Here is a 250-nt window from a genome sequence, read left to right as displayed (position 1 = left end):
CGGCAGGCCGATGCAGGGCTTGTTGAAGGAACCCTGGATCAGCGCCATCTGCGGGCTCATGTTCCCGTACGTGGCCGAGTTGCCGTACACCTGATGGGCGTCGTTCCCGCTGAAGGTCGTGGTGCCGACGACGGGGGGACCACGTCGTTCAGCGGCAACGGTGCCAGCCAGGCGTTCGGCAACTCGGTGACCAAGGGCGACATGAGCCCGCAGCTCTCGCTGGTCCAGGGCTCGCTGAACAAGCCCTGTG

2 pseudogenes are annotated in these 250 nt (G+C 66.0%); one reads left to right on the top strand and one right to left on the bottom strand.

The window, feature by feature from the left end:
* Positions 1–171, bottom strand: a pseudogene (locus RM704_RS45125) (rodlin); the annotation flags it as partial.
* Here RM704_RS45125 and RM704_RS45120 point away from each other — a divergent pair.
* Positions 124–250 (top strand): annotated as a pseudogene (locus RM704_RS45120) (rodlin); the annotation flags it as partial. The pseudogenes RM704_RS45125 and RM704_RS45120 overlap by 48 nt on opposite strands.

This window comes from Streptomyces gottesmaniae (assembly GCF_031845845.1).
In the GTDB taxonomy this organism is placed as follows: domain Bacteria; phylum Actinomycetota; class Actinomycetes; order Streptomycetales; family Streptomycetaceae; genus Streptomyces; species Streptomyces akebiae.
This window is presented reverse-complemented; position numbering and strand designations above follow the sequence as displayed.